At 75.6% G+C, this 17,811-nt stretch carries 1 protein-coding gene (running past one end of the window); it reads right to left on the bottom strand.

Going from position 1 to position 17,811, the window contains the following annotated elements; all coding sequences use genetic code 11:
* Positions 1 to 17,811, bottom strand: the 5' portion of a protein-coding gene (locus DER29_RS14415; protein ID WP_121399218.1) for a type I polyketide synthase. Its footprint begins 11,979 nt before the window's first position; only the first 17,811 of its 29,790 coding nucleotides appear in the window; the start codon lies at positions 17,809 to 17,811; the stop codon falls past the left edge of the window.

Genomic DNA, 17,811 nt, shown 5'->3' with positions numbered 1-17,811 from the left:
GGCAACGCCGTGCACGTGCAGCTCCGCCAGGGCGTGCAGCAGCGCCTGCGTCTCCGGCCGGTCCTTGCGCTGCACGGCGACGGCCAGCACGGCATCGTCGTCGGGCAGCACGTCAGCCGCCATCGCCGTCAGGACGCTCTGCGGGCCGACCTCCAGGAACGTGTCGACACCGGCGGCCCGCAGCGCGGTGACCCCGTCGGCGTAGCGCACGGCCTCGCGCACGTGCCGCACCCAGTACTCCGGGGTGCGGATCTCGTCGGCGTCGGCCAGGGCTCCGGTCACGTTCGACACGATCGGCAGCAGCGGCGCGGCGAAGGTGAGTCCGGACAGGACCGCGCGGAACTCGTCGAGCATCGGCTCCATCAGCGGACTGTGGAACGCGTGGCTCACGGTCAGCCGACGAGTGCGGACACCCCGCTCCCGCCAGACCCTCTCCACCTCGTCCAGGGCCTCGACAGCACCGGAGACGACCACGGCCGTCGGACCGTTGACGGCAGCGATGCCCGCCCGGTCGGCGAACCCGGCAAGAGACTCCGCCACCGCCGCCTCGTCGGCAGCCACCGCCAACATCCCGCCACCCGTGGGCAGCGCCTGCATCAACCGGCCCCGCGCCGCCACCAGCTCGCACGCGTCCGCCAGGGACAACACCCCCGCCACGTGCGCGGCCGTAACCTCGCCGATCGAGTGGCCGGCCAGCAGGTCCGGCACGACCCCGAACGACTCCACCAGCCGGAACAGGGCCACCTCGACCGCGAACAGGCCCGCCTGGGTGAAGACGGTCTGGTCCAGCAGTTCCGCCTCGGGGCTGCCCGCCTCGGCGAACAGCACCTCCCGCAACGGACGCGGCAGCAACGCGTCGAGCTGCGCGCACACCTCGTCCAACGCGGCGGCGAACACCGGGAACTGGGCCGACAACTCCCGGCCCATGCCGGCACGCTGCGCGCCCTGACCCGAGAACAACAGCGCGAGCTGGCCGCGCTGGCCGGCGGCGCCGGAGACGGCCGTACCGGTGGGGTCGCCGTCAGCGAGGGCGGTCAACGCCGCGATCAGGCCGTCCCGGTCGGCGGCGGTCACCACCGCCCGGTGCTCCAGCGCGGGCCGGATGGTCACCGAGGACCAGGCGACGTCCAGCGGACGCGGCGCCTCGTCGGCCGCGAGCCAGCGCGCCCACCGGCCCGCCTGGCCGGCCAGGGCCGCGTCGGAGCGGGCCGACAGCAGCACCGGCACCACCGGCGGCACCTCGCGGGCGACGATCTCACCCTCGATCGCCTCGGCCGGCGGCTGCTCGATGATCACGTGCGCGTTGGTGCCGGAGATGCCGAACGACGACACCGCCGCGCGACGCGGCCGGTCCACCTGCGGCCACGGCGTCGCCTCGGTCGCCAGCGCCACCGCCCCGGCGGTCCAGTCGATGTGCGGGGACGGCTCGTCGACGTGCAGGGTCGGCGGCACCAGGCCGTGGCGAATGGCCATGACCATCTTGATCACGCCGGCCACGCCGGCGGCGGCCTGCGTGTGCCCGATGTTCGACTTCACCGACCCGAGCAGCAGCGGCCGGTCCTGCGGACGCTCCTGCCCGTACGTCGCCAACAACGCCTGCGCCTCGATCGGGTCGCCGAGCGTCGTGCCGGTGCCGTGCGCCTCCACCGCGTCCACGTCGGCGGCGGTCAGGCGGGCGTTCGCCAGGGCCTGCCGGATCACGCGCTGCTGCGACGGGCCGTTCGGGGCGGTCAGGCCGTTCGACGCGCCGTCCTGGTTCACGGCCGTGCCGCGTACCACCGCCAGCACGCGGTGCCCGTTGCGCCGCGCGTCCGACAGCCGCTCCACGAGCAGCACGCCCACGCCCTCGGACCAGCCCGTCCCGTCGGCCGACGCCGCGAACGACTTGCACCGGCCGTCCTGGGAAAGGCCCCGCTGCCGCGAGAACTCGATGAACGTGCCCGGCGTCGCCATCACCGTCACGCCACCGGCCAACGCCAGATCGCACTCACCGCTGCGCAACGCCTGCGCCGCGAGGTGCAGCGCCACCAGCGACGACGAGCAGGCGGTGTCGACGGTGACCGCCGGGCCCTCCAGGCCGAAGGTGTACGCGACCCGACCGGACAGCACGCTGCCCGACGTGCCGGTGCCGACGAAGCCCTCGGCGTCCGGCGGCAGGTCCATCAGGCGCGAGGCGTAGTCGTGGTACATCACGCCGGCGAAGACACCCGTCCGGCTGCCCCGCAACCGCTGCGGGTCCAGACCGGCCGACTCGAACGACTCCCACGACGCCTCCAGCAGCAGCCGCTGCTGCGGGTCCATGGCGAGGGCCTCACGCGGCGAGATCCCGAAGAACCCGGGGTCGAAGTCCGCCGCCCCGTACAGGAAACCGCCGTGCCGCGTGTACGACGTGCCGCTGTGCTCCGGGTCCGGATCGAACAGGCTCTCCAGGTCCCAACCGCGATCGGTGGGGAACTCCGAGATCCCGTCGCCGCCACCGGCCAGCAACGCCCACAGCTGGTCCGGGCTCTCGACGCCGCCCGGATAGCGGCAGGCCATGCCCACGATCGCGATCGGCTCGTCGGTGCTGGCGGCGTGCACCGCCGTCTGGCGGGCGGTGATCTGCCCGGAGACCTGCTCGTATAGGTGGTCGACGAGCACGGCCGGGGTCGGGTAGTCGAAGACCAGCGTCGAGGCCAACCGCAGCCCCGTGGCCGCGTTCAACCGGTTACGCAGGTCGACCGCCGTCAGCGAGTCGAAGCCCAGCTCCCGGAACGCCCGGTCCGCCGGCACCGCCTCCGCCCCACCGTGCCCGAGCACCTGCGCGACCAGGCCCCGCACCAGCACGTCGATCTGGGCGCGCGCCTCGTCGGGCGCCAGGCCCGCCAGCTGGTTGGCCCAGTCGCCGCCCCGCGCGGCCCGTCGCCGGGCCACCGTCGACCCGATCAGGGTACGCAACACGGCCGGCACCGGGCCGGCACCGAGTGCTGCCCGCATCGCGGGTACGTCGATCACGGCCGGCACCAACGCCGGGCGCTCCGCCACCAGGGCGGCGTCGAACAGCTCCAACCCGACCTCGGCGCTCATCGGCGTCAGACCCGCCCGCGCCGAACGCGCCCGATCCGCCTCGTCGATCGACGCGGCCATACCCGCCGTGTCCCACATGCCCCACGCCAGGCTGACCGCCGGCAACCCCAGCTGCCGCCGGTACACCGCCAACCCGTCGAGGAACGCGTTGCCCGCCGCGTACGCCGACTGACCCGGCGAACCCAACACACCCGCCACCGACGAGAACACCACGAACAGATCCAGGTCCAGCGACGCCGTCGCCTCGTGCAGCAGCCAACCCGCCGACACCTTCGGCGCCAACACCCCCGCCAGACGCTCGACGGTCAGCCCCTCCACGACACCGTCGTCCAGGACACCGGCCGTGTGCACCACGCCCGCCAGCCGACCCCCCGCGGAAACCTCGGCCACCAACGCGCCGACCTGGTCCCGGTCCGTCACGTCACACGCGACCACCCGCACCGACGCACCCAACGCCGACAACCGCTGCGACAACTCACCCGCACCCGCGGCCTCCGGGCCACGCCGCGACACCAGCACCAGCGACCGCACCCCGTACGCCGACACCAGATGCTCCGCCACCAACGCACCCAACGCACCCGTGCCACCGGTCACCAACACCGCACCGTCACCCACGACCGGCATCTCCACCGCCGACGGGGCGACCGCGCGCACCAGACGCGGCACGAACACCGAACCCGACCGCACCGCCACCTGACCGCCGGACGCCACCGGCTCCTCAGCCACCACAGCCAGCACACCCAACAGACCGGCGTCCACGTCACCGGCGACATCCGCCAGGACGATACGACCCGGATGCTCCGACTGCGCCGAGCGCAGCAGACCCCACACCGCCGCACCCGCCAGATCCGAAACCCGGTCGTCAGCGGCAACCGAGACCGCACCCCGCGTCACCACCACCAACCGCGAATCCGCCAACGCCTCCGCCGCCAGCCAGGACCGCACCGTCGCCAGCACGTGCGACGTCGCCGCGCGAACGGCGTCGGGGACGGCGACCTGCGACGCGTCGAGCGTCAGCAGCAGACCCTTCGGCGCGACCGCCCGACCGGCGTCGACCGCCGCAATGAGCGCCTCGACGTCGCCGAACGCCGGCAGGTCGACGGCGGCGGGCGAGCCGACCAGCGCCCACCCGGAGAGGTCCCCGGCGGCGGCGATCTCCTCGGCCTGCCAGGTGAGTTCGAACATCGAGCGGGACGCGGCGCTCGCCGCGGCCACGCCGGTCAGCTCGCGCAGAACGAGGGAGTCGACCGACACCACGGTCGCGCCCGACTCGTCGCACGCGACCAGCCGCACCGCCGAGCCCGCGCGCGTCAGCCGCACCCGCAGCACCCGCGCGCCCGCGGCGTGCACCTGCACGCCCTCGAACGCGAACGGCACCCGCGGCCCGCCCGACTCCTCCGAGCCGGGCAGCAACCCGATCGGGTGCAGCGCGGCGTCCAGCAACGCCGGGTGCACGCCGAAGCGCGCCGCCTCCGCCGCCGCCTCCTCCGGCAGCACCACCTCGGCGTACACGTCGTCACCGCCGGTCCACACCCGACGCAGCCCCTGGAACACCGGCCCGTACGTCAGGCCGTGCTCCGCCAGCGTCGGGTACCAGCCCGCCAGGTCCACCTCGACGGCACCCGGCGGCGGCCACTCCCCCACGCCCGGCTCGTCGGCCGACGCGGGCTCCAGCACGCCCTCCGCGTGGTGGATCCACTCGGCCTCCGGGTCGCCCTCGGACTGCGAGTGCACGGCCACGACCCGGGTGCCGGACTCGTCGGCCGCGCCGACGCGCACCTGCACCCGCACCGCGCCGCCCTCCGGCAGCACCAGCGGCGCGGCCACGGTCAACTCCCGTACCCGCGACGCGCCCACCTCGTCGCCCGCCCGGACGGCCAGTTCGACGAGGGCGGTGCCGGGCACGATCGCCACGCCGGAGACGACGTGGTCGGCGAGCCACGCGTGGGTGGCGAGCGACAGCCGGCCGGTGAGTACCACCATGTCCGCGCCGGCGACGGTGACCGCCGCGCCGAGCAGCGGGTGCCCGGCCACGCCGAGGCCCGCGCCGGACACGTCGGCGGCACGCGCCTGACCCGCGCCGAGCCAGTACCGCTGGTGCTGGAAGGCGTACGTCGGCAGGTCGACCCGGGTGGCGCCGGCGTCGGTGAACCACTGCGTCCAGGTCACCGGGACGCCGTGGACGTGCAGCGCGGCGAGCGCGTGCAGCAGCGCCTGCGGGGCGGGACGGTCCCGGCGCTGGACGGCCAGCGCGAGCGCGTCCTCGGCGAGCAGGTCGGCGTTCATCGCGGTCAGGACGCTCTGCGGGCCGATCTCCAGGAAGGTGTCGACGCCGGTGGCCCGCAGGGCGGCGATGCCGTCGGCGTAGCGGACGGCCTCCCGCACGTGCCGGACCCAGTACTCGGCGCGGGTGATCTCCTGCGGTTCGGCGAGCGCCCCGGTCAGGTTCGACGCCAGCGGCAGCAGCGGCGCCCGGAACGTCAACCCCGCCAGGACCGCGCGGAACTCGTCGAGCATCGGCTCCATCAGCGGGCTGTGGAACGCGTGACTCACGGTCAGCCGACGAGTGCGCGCACCCCGGTCCTGCCAGAGCCGCTCCACCTCGTCGAGGGCGTCGACGGCGCCGGAGACCACCACGGCGGCGGGTCCGTTGACGGCGGCGATGCCCACCCGGTCGGTCAGGCCGGAGATCGACTCCGCCACCGCCGCCTCGTCGGCGGCCACGGCCAGCATGCCGCCGCCGGTGGGCAGCGCCTGCATCAGCCGGCCCCGCGCCGCCACGAGCGCGCACGCGTCCGCCAGGGACAGCACCCCGGCGACGTACGCGGCGGTCACCTCGCCGATCGAGTGACCGGCGACCACGTCGGGCACGATCCCGAACGACTCCACCAGCCGGAACAGCGCCACCTCGACCGCGAACAACCCGGGCTGCGTGAACACGGTCTGATCCAGCAGCTCCGCCTCGGCGGAGCCCGCCTCGGCGAACAGCACCTCCCGCAGCGGACGCGGCAGCAGCGGGTCGAGCTGCGCGCACACCTCGTCCAGGGCGGTCGCGAAGACCGGGAACAGGGCGGACAGCTCCCGGCCCATGCCGGCGCGCTGCGCACCCTGGCCGGAGAAGAGCACTGCCAGCTGCGTACGCGTCGTTCCGGTGCCGGTCACCACGCTGGCGGCCGACTCGCCGGCGGCGAGGGCCCGCAGCCCGGCCAGCAGTTCGTCCCGGTCCGTCGCGGTGACCACCGCGCGGTGCTCCAGCACGGCCCGGCTGACCGTCGACGACCAGCCGACGTCGACGGGGCGCAGCTCCTCGTCTCCGGCGAGCCAGCGGGCCCAGCGGTCCGCCTGCGCCGCGACGGCGGCCTCGGACCGGGCCGACAGCAGCACCGGGGCCGGCAGCCCGCCGGGCGTCGGGGCGCCCCCGCCCCGGGTCGGCTCCGCCTCGGCGGGCGGCTGCTCGATGATCACGTGCGCGTTGGTGCCACTGACTCCGAACGACGAGACCGCCGCGCGGCGGGGCCGGCCCGCCGCGGGCCAGTCGCGCGCCTCGGTGAGCAGGGAGACCGCCCCGGCGCTCCACTCGATGTGCGGGGACGGCTCGTCGACGTGCAGCGTCGACGGCAGCAGCCCGTGCCGCATCGCCATGATCATCTTGATGATGCCGGCCACCCCCGCGGCGGCCTGGGTGTGGCCGATGTTCGACTTGATCGACCCCAGCCACAGCGGCCGGTCCTGCGGGCGGTCCTGTCCGTACGTCGCCAGCAGGGCCTGCGCCTCGATCGGGTCGCCGAGCGTCGTGCCGGTGCCGTGCGCCTCGACGGCGTCCACGTCGGCCGTGGTGAGCCGCGCGTTCGCCAGGGCCTGCCGGATCACCCGCTGCTGCGACGGGCCGTTCGGCGCCGTCAAGCCGTTCGACGCGCCGTCCTGGTTGATCGCCGAGCCGCGTACCACCGCCAGGATCCGCCGGCCCTCGCGCTGGGCGTCGGAGAGGCGCTGCACCAGCAGCACGCCGACGCCCTCGGACCAGCCCGTGCCGTCGGCCGACGCCGCGAACGACTTGCACCGGCCGTCCTGCGACAGACCACGCTGCCGCGAGAACTCGATGAACGTCCCCGGCGTCGCCATCACCGTCACACCACCGGCCAACGCGAGGTCGCACTCGCCGCTGCGCAACGCCTGCACCGCGAGGTGCAGCGCCACCAGCGACGACGAGCATGCCGTGTCGACGGTGACCGCCGGCCCCTCCAGGCCGAACGTGTACGCGACCCGGCCGGACAGCACGCTGCCCGAGGTGCCGGTGCCGAGGTAACCGCCCACGCCCTCGGGCAGGTCCTGCACGCCGGAGGCGTAGTCGTGGTACATCAGGCCGGCGAACACGCCGGTCCGGCTGCCGCGCAGCCGCTGCGGGTCGAGACCGGCGGACTCGAACGTCTCCCACGAGGTCTCCAGCAGCAGCCGCTGCTGCGGGTCCATCGCCAGGGCCTCGCGCGGCGAGATGCCGAAGAAGTCCGGGTCGAACTCGGCGGCCCCGTACAGGAAGCCACCGTGCCGGGTGTACGACGTCCCGGGGTTGTCCGGGTCGGGGTGGAAGATCCGGTCGAGTTCCCAGCCCCGGTCGGTGGGGAACTCGCCGATGCCGTCGGCCCCGACGGCGACCAGGTCCCACAGTTGCTGCGGGTTCGTCACGCCGCCCGGATAGCGGCAGGCCATGCCCACGATGGCGATCGGCTCGTCGACGGTGGTCGCCCGCACGGCGTGCTGCTGGTCGGCGACCTGGCCGGAGAGCTGCTCGTACAGGTGCTCCGACAGGGCGCCGGGGGTCGGGTAGTCGAAGACGAGCGTCGACGTGAGCCGCAGCCCCGTCGCGCTGTTGATCCGGTTGCGCAGCTCGACGGCGGTCAGCGAGTCGAAGCCCAGTTCCCGGAACGCCCGGTCCGCCGGCACCTGGTCGGCGCCGCCGTGACCGAGGACCTGCGCGACCATGCCGCGGACGAGCAGGGCCACCTGCGCCCGCGCCTCCTGCGGGTCGAGCCCGGCCAACCGGTCGACCCAGGCTCCGGAGCCGGAGCGGCGACGCTTCGTGGCCGGTCCCACCAGGGCCCGCAGCATCACCGGCACCCGGCCCGCAGCGGTCTGCGCCCGCATGGCGGGCAGGTCGACCACGGCCGGTACCAGCGCCGCACCGCCGTGGGCCAGGGCGGCGTCCCACAGCCCGAGCCCGACCGGGGCGGTCATCGGGACCAGACCGGCCCGGGTGACCCGGGCCCGGTCGGCGTCGTTGATCGACGCGGCCATGCCGTCCGTGTCCCACATGCCCCACGCGAGGCTGACGGCGGGCAGCCCTCGCTGCCCCCGCAGCACGGCGAGGGCGTCCAGGAAGGCGTTGCCGGCCGCGTAGGCGGCCTGACCGGGAGAGCCGAGCACCCCGGCGACGGAGGAGAAGAGCACGAACAGGTCGAGGTCCAGCTCGGCGGTCGCCTCGTGCAGCCACCAGCCCGCCGTGACCTTCGGGGCCAGCACGTCCGCCAGCCGCTCGGCGGTGATCCCGCTGACCACGCCGTCGTCCAGGACGCCGGCCGTGTGGACCACCCCGGCCAGGCGATCCTCGTCGGTGATCGACCGGACCAGCTCGCCGACCCGGGCGCGGTCGGTCACGTCCGTGGCGACCACCCGGACGGCCGCGCCCAGCGCGGCCAGCCGCTGCACCAGGTCGTCGGCGCCGGGGGCCGCCGGGCCCTGGCGGGACGCCAGCACCAGCGAACGCACGCCGTACGCGGTGACGAGGTGCTCGGACACCAGGGCGCCGAGCGAGCCGGTGCCGCCGGTGACGAGGACGGTCCCCCGGCCGAGGGTCGCCGGGGTGCGCGCGTCGCCGGTGGCACGGACCAGCCGCGGCAGGTACGCCGTGCCCGCCCGCACCGCGAGCTGCCCGCCGAGGGCGGGGTCGTCGGCGGCTGCGGCGAGCAGGGCCAGCAGGTCGGCGTCCAGGTCGACGCCCGGTTCGAGGTCGGCCAGCACGATCCGGCCGGGGTGTTCCGACTGGGCCGAGCGCAGCAGGCCCCAGACCGCGGCGCCCGCCAGGTCGGTGACGCGGTCGGTCGTGCCGGTGGCCACCGCGCCACGGGTCACCACGACCAGCCGCGAGTCCGCCAGGGCATCGGCGGCCAGCCAGGCCTGCACCGCGCCGAGGACGTCCGCCGTGACCGACCGCGCCGCGTCGGGCAGGTCCGCCCCGGGCGCCGCCGGAGAGACGGGCAGCAGCAGCGCCGCGGGAGCGGGGGCCGTTCCGTCCGTCACCGCCGTGGCCACGGCCGCGACCTCGGCGTACGCCGGAAGCTGCGGCGCGCCGTCGAGCGGGCGCTCACCGACCACGACCCAGCCGTACGCGCCGTCGGGCGCGGTGATCTGCTCGGGCTGCCAGGACACCTCGAACAGGGAGCGGTGCGCCTCGTCGGAGGGCGCCGCCATGCCGGTCAGCTCGCGCAGCGTCAGCGAGTCCACCGACACCACCGGCGCACCCGTCTCGTCGACGGCGACCAGCCGCACGGAGCTGCCGGCGGCGGTGAGGCGGACCCGTAGGGTCCGTGCCCCGACCGCGTGGACCTGCACCCCTTCGAACGCGAACGGCACCCGGGCCCCGCCGCCGGTCTCGTCGGCGGGCAGCAGCCCGACCGGGTGCAGGGCGGCGTCCAGCAGTGCCGGGTGCACCCCGAAGCCCGCCGGGTCCCCGATCACCTCGTCGGGGAGGGCGACCTCGGCGAACACCTCGCCCTCGGCGGTCCACGCCCGCCGCAGGCCCTGGAAGACCGGACCGTAGGAGAGCCCGTGCTCGGCCACCGCCGGGTACCAGCCGGTGACGTCGACCTCGGACGCGCCGGGCGGCGGCCACGCGCCCACCGTGGGCTCGTCGGCCGTGGGGGCGTTGACGAGGCCGTCGGCGTGCCGGGTCCAGCCCGACTCGGGGTCGTCCTCGGGCTGGGAGTGCACGGTCACCGAGCGGGCGCCGGTCCCGTCGACGGGACCGACCCGGACCTGCACCCGTACCCCGCCGCCGCTGGCGGGCAGCACGAGCGGGGCGAGCACGGTCAGCTCACGCACACGGGAGGCGCCGACCTCGTCGCCCGCCCGGACGACGAGGTCCACCAGTGCGGTGCCGGGCACGATCACGGTGCCGGACACGACGTGGTCGGCCAGCCACGGATGGGTCGACACCGACAGCCGGCCGGTCAGCACCACCATGTCCTCGCCGGCGACCGACACCGCCGCGCCGAGCAGCGGGTGCCGCGCCACGCCGAGGCCCGCTCCCGAGACGTCGGCCGACTGGCCGACCGGCGGCAGCCAGTACCGCTCGCGGTGGAAGGCGTACGTGGGCAGGTCGACCCGCCGCGCACCGGTGTCGGCGAACCACGGCGTCCAGGACACGGCAACTCCGTGCACGTGCAGCTCCGCCACGGCGTGCAGCAGCGCCTGCGTCTCCGGCCGGTCCCGACGCTGCACAGCGACGGCCAGCACGCCGTCGTCGCCGGGCAGCACGTCAGCCGCCATCGCCGTCAGGACGCTCTGCGGCCCGACCTCCAGGAACGTGTCCACCCCAGCGGCCCGCAGCGCGGTGACCCCGTCGGCGAAGCGCACGGCCTCGCGCACGTGCCGCACCCAGTACTCCGGGGTACGGATCTCGTCGCCGGCCAGGGCTCCGGTCACGTTCGACACGACCGGCAGCAGCGGCGCCGCGAACGTCAACCCGTCCAGGACCGCGCGGAACTCCGCCAGCATCGGCTCCATCAACGGGCTGTGGAACGCGTGACTCACCGTCAACCGGCGCGTGCGCGCACCCCGCTCCCGCCAGACCCGCTCCACCTCGTTCAGCGCGTCGACGGCGCCGGAGACCACCACGGCGGCCGGCCCGTTGACCGCCGCGACACCGACCCGGTCGCCCAACCCGGAGATCGACTCGACCACCGCCGCCTCGTCCGCTGCCACCGCCAACATCCCACCGCCGGCCGGCAGCGCCTGCATCAGCCGCCCCCGCGCCGCCACGAGCTGACACGCGTCCGCCAGCGACAACACCCCGGCCACGTACGCGGCCGTCACCTCACCGATCGAGTGACCCGCCAGCAGGTCCGGCACGACGCCGAACGACTCCACCAGACGGAACAGCGCCACCTCGACCGCGAACAGGCCCGCCTGGGTGAACACGGTCTGATCCAGCAGTTCCGCCTCGGGGCTGCCCGCCTCGGCGAACAGCACCTCCCGCAACGGACGCGGCAGCAACGCGTCGAGCTGCGCGCACACCTCGTCCAGCGCGGCGGCGAACACCGGGAACTGGGCCGACAACTCCCGGCCCATGCCGGCACGCTGCGCACCCTGACCCGAGAACAACAGCGCGAGCTGGCCGCGCTGCCCACCCGGGCCGGTGACCACGCCGATCGAGGGCTCGCCCGTCGCCACGGCTTCGAGGCCCGCCAGCAACTCGTCGCGGCTCGCACCGGACACGACCGCCCGGTGCTCCAGCACCGACCGCGACGCCACCGACGACCAGGCCACGTCCAGCGGGCGGGGGGTCTCGTGCCCGCTCAGCCACGCCGCCCAGCGGTCGGCCTGCGCCGACAGCCCGGCCGCGTCGCGGGCCGACAGCAGCACCGGCACCGCCGACGGCGTCCGGGACGGCTCGTCGCCGCCGTCCGGCTCGTCCCCGCCGGTCGGGGCGGGCGGCTGCTCCAGGATCAGGTGGACGTTCGTACCGCTGATGCCGAACGACGACACGGCGGCCCGGCGCGGCCGGTCCACCGCCGGCCAGGGACGCGCCTCGGCCAGCAGGGACACCGCGCCGGCGGACCAGTCCACGTGGGGGGTCGGCTCGTCGAGGTGCAGGGTCCGCGGGAGCAGGCCGTACCGCATCGCCTGCACCATCTTGATCATGCCGGCGACACCGGCGGCGGCCTGGCTGTGGCCGATGTTCGACTTGATCGAGCCGAGCAGCAGCGGCCGGTCGGCGGGGCGGCCCTGGCCGTAGGTCGCCAGCAGGGCCTGCGCCTCGATGGGGTCGCCCAGCGTCGTTCCCGTGCCGTGCGCCTCGACGGCGTCCACGTCGGCCGTGGTGAGGCGGGCGTTGGCGAGGGCCTGCCGGATCACCCGCTGCTGGGCGGGGCCGTTGGGGGCGGTGAGGCCGTTGGACGCGCCGTCCTGGTTCACGGCGCTGCCGGCGATCACGGCGAGCACCTGGCGGCCGTGCCGCCGGGCGTCGGAGAGCCGCTGGACCAGCAGCACGCCGACCCCCTCCGACCAGCCGGTGCCGTCGGCGTCGGCGGCGAAGGACTTGCAGCGTCCGTCCGGGGCGAGGCCGCCCTGGCGGGAGAACTCGACGAAGGCGCCCGGGGTCACCATGACGGTGACGCCGCCGGCCAGCGCCATGTCGCACTCGCCGCCGCGCAGCGCCTGGGCGGCGAGGTGCACCGCCACCAGCGACGACGAGCAGGCGGTGTCGACCGTCACCGCCGGGCCCTCGAGCCCGAAGGTGTACGACACCCGGCCGGAGATGACGCTGTGCGCGCCGCCGGTGAGCTGGTAGCCCGCCAGCTCGGCCGGGGTGTCGGTGGTGCCGTAGCCCGACGGGGAGGCGCCGACGAAGACGCCGGTACGGCTGCCGCGCAGCTCGTCCGGGTCGATCCCGGCCTGCTCCATGGCCTCCCAGGACGCCTCCAGCAGCAGGCGCTGCTGCGGGTCCATGGCGACCGCCTCGCGCGGCGAGATGCCGAAGAAGCCCGGGTCGAAGGTGGTGGCGCCGTCGACGAAGCCGCCCTCGCGGGTGTGCGACACGGGTCGCCCGTCGGCGTCGACGGCCAGCAGCCGGCCCATGTCCCAGTGCCGGTCCTCGGGGAAGCCACTGATCCCGTCGCGCCCGGTGGCGACCAGGTCCCACAGGTCGTCCGGGTTGGCCACGCCGCCCGGGTACCGGCAGCTCATGCCGACGATGACGATCGGGTCGTCGTCCACCGGCCCGGCGGGGCCCCAGGTGGTGACGGTGTCGACCTCGTGCAGGCGCAGCGTCGCCGACAGGTGGTCGGCCAGGGCGGCCGGGTTCGGGTAGTCGAAGACCAGGGTGGTGGGCAGGGTGAGCCCGGTGGCGGCGCCGAGCCGGTTGCGCAGCTCGACGGCGGTCAGCGAGTCGAAGCCCAGTTCCTTGAACGCCCGGTTCGCCTTGACCAGCTCGGTGCCGGAGTGGCCGAGCACGGCGGCGGTGTGCGTGCGTACGAGGTCGGTCAGGTAGCGGTCCTGCTCGGCGCGGGGCAGCGTCAGCAGGTGCTGCCGCAGCCCGCCGCCGGCGGCGTCCTCCGGTTCGGCGTCGACCACGCGCAGGGCGTCGCGGGCCTCGGCGATGTCGTCGAGCAGGGGGCGGGCGCGGGCGGCGGCGAACGCCGGGGTGAACAGGGACCAGTCGACGTCCGCCACGGTCACCGACGGCACGGCCCGGCCCACCGCGCTGCGCAGCGCGTACACGGCCTGGGCCGGGGACATCGGGCTAAGGCCGCGCCGGGCCAGCAGTTCCTGGCCTTCGCCGCTGGCCATGCCGCCGTCGGCCCAGGGTCCCCAGGCCACGGCGGTGGCGGCCAGGCCGCGGGCCCGGCGCCGCTCGGCGAGCGCGTCGAGGAAGGCGTTGCCGGCGGCGTACGCGGCCTGTCCGCCGCTGCCCCAGATGCCGGCGATGGAGGAGAAGAGCACGAACGCGTCGAGCGGCCGGTCGCCCAGCAGCTCGTCGAGGTGCACCGCACCGGCGATCTTGCCGTCCAGCACCCCGGCCAGCCCGGCCAGGTCGGTGTCGGCCAGCATGTTCAGCTGGCCCACCCCGGCGGCGTGCACCACCGCCGTGAGCGGCGCCTCGTCGGCGTCGACGTCGCGCAGCAGCGCCTCGACCCGGGCGCGGTCGGCCATGTCGGCGGCGACCAGGGTCACCCGGGCGCCGAGACCGGTCAGCTCGTCGCGCAGCTCGGCCGCCCCGGGGGCGCGCTCGCCCCGGCGGCTGGTCAGCACGACGTGCGCCGCGCCGTTGGCCGCCACCCAGCGGGCCACGTGGGCGCCGAGCGCCCCGGTGCCACCGGTGATCAGCACCGTGCCCGAGGGCTGCCAGCGCTCGACGGTGCCCACGGCCGCCGGCGTGGCGCGCACCAGGCGGCGCACGAACACGCCCGAGGGCCGTACGGCGACCTGGTCCTCGTGACCGCCGCCGGTCAGGACGCCCACCAGGTGGTCCCAGTCGTTCCGGTCGGGCCCGTCCGGCAGGTCGACGAGGCCGCCCCAGAGCTGCGGGTGTTCCAGCCCGGCGACCCGGGCCAGGCCCCACAGGCCGCCCTGGGCGACGCTGCGGACCGGGTCGGTGTCCCCGGTGCCGACCGCGCCCCGGGTGACCATCCACAGTGGCGCCGAGACGTCGGCCTCGTGCAGGGCCTGCACCAGCGCCATCGTGGCGGCCGTGCCGAGCGGCACCGCCGGCTGGCCGGGGTGCGGCCGGTCCAGCAGGCCCAGCAGGGACACGATGCCGGAGAACCGGTCGTCCCCCACGGCCTCGGCCACCCGCGTCGTCACGTGCTCGCGCTCCGCCGTCGGGTCGACCGCCAGCCGGGACACCTCGCCGCCGGCGGCGGTCAGCGCCCCCGCGAGCGCCTCGGCCCACTCCGTCACGGGCGCGTCGCCGGCCGGCTCAACCAGCAGCCAGCGGCCGGACGGGGTGACCGGCGCGGGGGCGGCGGTCCGCTTCCACACCACCCGGTACGACCAGCCGTCGACGACCGCGTCCCGCAGCCTGGCCTTGCGCCAGGACGACAGGACCGGCAGGGCCGGGGCCAGGACGTCCGCCCCGTCGTCGCCGAACTGCGCGGCGAGGGCCGCCACGTCGGAGCGCTCCACGGCCGACCAGAACTCGACGTCCACCACGTCGGGGCTGACCGGGCCGGTGACCGACGCCGGCATCTGCTCGGGCCAGTAGCGCTGCCGCTGGAACGCGTACGTGGGCAGGGCGACCGGGGTCGCGCCGGCGCCGGAGTAGAGGGCCGGCCAGTCGACGGGCACCCCGTTGACGTGCAGCTCGGACAGGGCGGCGAGCAGGGCCCGGGCCTCGGGACGGTCGGCGCGCAGGACGGGCACCGCGATGACCGGGGTGTCGTCGTCGGCCGGTTCCTGCTGGCTCAGCGCGTCGCGGGTCATGGCGGTCAGCACGCTGCGCGGGCCGATCTCCAGGAACGCGTCGACACCCGCCGCCCGCAGCGCGGTGATTCCGTCGGCGTACCGGACGGCCTCGCGGACGTGGCGCACCCAGTAGTCGGCGGTGCGGATCTCGTCGGGGTCGGCCAGCGCGCCGGTCACGTTCGACACGAGCGGCAGCGACGGCGCGGCGAACTCCAGCCCGTCGAGGACGCTGCGGAACTCGGCGAGCATCGGCTCCATCAGCGGGCTGTGGAACGCGTGGCTGACGGTGAGCCGGCGCGTGCGGACGCCCCGGTCGCGCCAGAGCCGCTCCACCTCGTCGAGGGCGTCGACGGCGCCGGAGACCACGACCGAGGTCGGCCCGTTGACGGCCGCGATCCCCACGTCGGTCAGGGCGTCCAGGGTGGCGAGGACGTCGGCCTCGGCGGCGGCGACGGCGAGCATCCCGCCGCCCGAGGGCAGGGCCTGCATCAGCCGGCTCCGCGCCGCCACCAGCGCCGCCGCGTCGGCCAGGGACAGCACCCCGGCCACGTGCGCGGCGGTGACCTCGCCGATGGAGTGCCCGCCCACGAAGTCCGGCGCGATCCCGAATGACTCGACGAGGCGGAACAGCGCCACTTCGACGGCGAACAGGCCGGCCTGGGTGAACGCGGTCTGGTCCAGCAGCTCCGCCTCGGCGGAGCCCTCGGGTGCGAACAGCACCTCCTTCAGCGGGCGCGGCAGCAGCGGGTCGAGCCGCCCGCACACCTCGTCCAACGCGGCGGCGAACACCGGGAACCCGGCGTACAACTCCCGGCCCATGCCGGCGCGCTGCGCGCCCTGGCCGGAGAAGAGCACCGCGAGCGGGCCCCGGTCGGCGGCCTGCCCGGCGACCACCGCGCCGGACGGCTGCCCGGCGGCGAGGGCGCGCAGGCCGGCCAGCAGGTCCTCGCGGTCGGTGGCGGTGAGGACCGCACGGTGCTCCAGCGCGGACCGCGACACCACCGACGACCAGCCGACGTCCACCGTGCGGAGGGTCTCGTCGGCGTCCAGCCACCGGGCCCAGCGGCCCGCCTGCGCGGTCAGCGCGGCCTCCGACCGGGCGGACAGCAGCACGGGCACCGCCGGCAGGGCGGGGGCCGGGCCGGCGTCGGCGGGGGCCGCGGCGTCGGCGTCGGGGGCGGGCGGCTCCTCCAGGATGGTGTGCGCGTTCGTGCCGGAGATGCCGAACGACGAGACCGCCGCCCGCCGGGGACGGTCGGTCGCCGGCCACGGCCGGGCCTCGGTCACCAGCGACACCTCGCCGGCCGACCAGTCCACCTTCGGCGTCGGCTCGTCGACGTGCAGGGTGGACGGCACGACGCCGTGCCGCATCGCCATCACCATCTTGATCACGCCGGCCACGCCCGCGGCGGACTGGCTGTGACCGATGTTCGACTTGATCGAGCCGAGCAGCAGCGGCCGGTCGGCGGGCCGGTCCCGCCCGTACGTGGCCAGCAGCGCCTGCGCCTCGATCGGGTCGCCGAGGACGGTGCCGGTGCCGTGCGCCTCGACGGCGTCCACGTCGGCCGTGGTCAGCCGGGCGTTCGCGAGGGCCTGCCGGATCACCCGCTGCTGGGCGGGGCCGTTGGGCGCGGTGAGGCCGTTGGACGCGCCGTCCTGGTTGACCGCGCTGCCCCGGATCACGGCGAGGACGGGGTGCCCCTTGCGCTGCGCGTCCGACAGCCGCTCCACCAGCAGGATGCCGACGCCCTCGGACCAGCCCGTGCCGTCGGCGGCGGCGGCGAACGACTTGCACCGGCCGTCGGGGGCGAGCCCCCGCTGCCGCGAGAAGCCCACGAACGGGCCGGGAGTGGCCATGACGCAGACGCCGCCGGCCAGGGCCAGGTCGAAGTCGCCCTGCCGCAGTGCCTGGCACGCCAGGTGCAGGGCGACAAGCGACGACGAGCAGGCGGTGTCGACCGTGACCGCCGGGCCCTCCAGGCCGAGGGCGTACGCGATCCGCCCGGAGACGACGCTGGTGGCCGTACCGGTCAGCAGGTAGCCCTCGTCGGTGCCCTCGGCCTCGCTCTGCGGGCCCATCCCGTAGCCGTTGGCGGCGGTGCCGACGAAGACGCCGACCTTCTGCCCGCGCATGGAGGCGGGCGCGATCCCGGCGTGCTCGAACGCCTCCCACGACGTCTCCAGCAGCAGCCGCTGCTGGGGGTCCATCGCCACGGCCTCACGGGGCGAGATGCCGAAGAACTCGGCATCGAAGTCGGCCGCGTCGTAGAGGAAGCCGCCCTCGCGGGTGGTGGACCGCCCGGCCCGGTCGGCGTCCGGGTCGTACAGGTTGTCCAGGTCCCAGCCGCGGTCCGTCGGGAAGCCGCCGATCGCGTCGCCGCCGGAGGCCACCAGGTCCCAGAGCTGCTCGGGGCTGGCGACACCGCCCGGGTAGCGGCAGGACATCGCAACGATCGCGATGGGCTCCCGGGCGGCAGCGGTCAGCTGCTGGTTGAGCTGGCGGAGGCGGCCCGTCTCCTTGAGCGACGCGCGAAGCGCCTCGACGACCTTGTCTGCGGACGTAGACAT

Source organism: Micromonospora sp. M71_S20 (assembly GCF_003664255.1).
In the GTDB taxonomy this organism is placed as follows: Bacteria; Actinomycetota; Actinomycetes; order Mycobacteriales; family Micromonosporaceae; genus Micromonospora.
This window is presented reverse-complemented; position numbering and strand designations above follow the sequence as displayed.